Raw genomic sequence first — 310 nt, 5'->3', positions numbered from 1 at the left:
CATCTTCAACCTCGGTACTGGTCGTGCGGAATCCTTCCAGGCGGTAGCCGATGCAACGCTTGCTTATCACAAGAAAGGCCAGATCGAATACATTCCGTTCCCGGATAAACTGAAAGGCCGCTATCAGGCATTCACGCAGGCAGATCTGACGAATCTGCGCGCGGCGGGTTATGACAAACCGTTCAAAACCGTTGCCGAAGGCGTAACGGAATACATGGCCTGGCTGAATCGCGACATCAACGTAAATTCACAAAATCATTCGAGCGGTATCAAGGCAGCAACTAAGTGAATCTCCGGGAGCTTACAAAAG

The 310-nt window shown here is 51.0% G+C and carries 1 pseudogene; it reads left to right on the top strand.

From position 1 onward, the window contains the following. Positions 1-289: pseudogene (rfaD, locus tag RTW80_RS28405) on the top strand (ADP-glyceromanno-heptose 6-epimerase); the annotation flags it as partial. Positions 290-310: the final 21 nt, after the last annotated feature.

This window comes from Escherichia sp. AM3 (genome assembly GCF_032029835.1).
Taxonomy (GTDB): domain Bacteria; phylum Pseudomonadota; class Gammaproteobacteria; order Enterobacterales; family Enterobacteriaceae; genus Escherichia; species Escherichia coli.
This window is presented reverse-complemented; position numbering and strand designations above follow the sequence as displayed.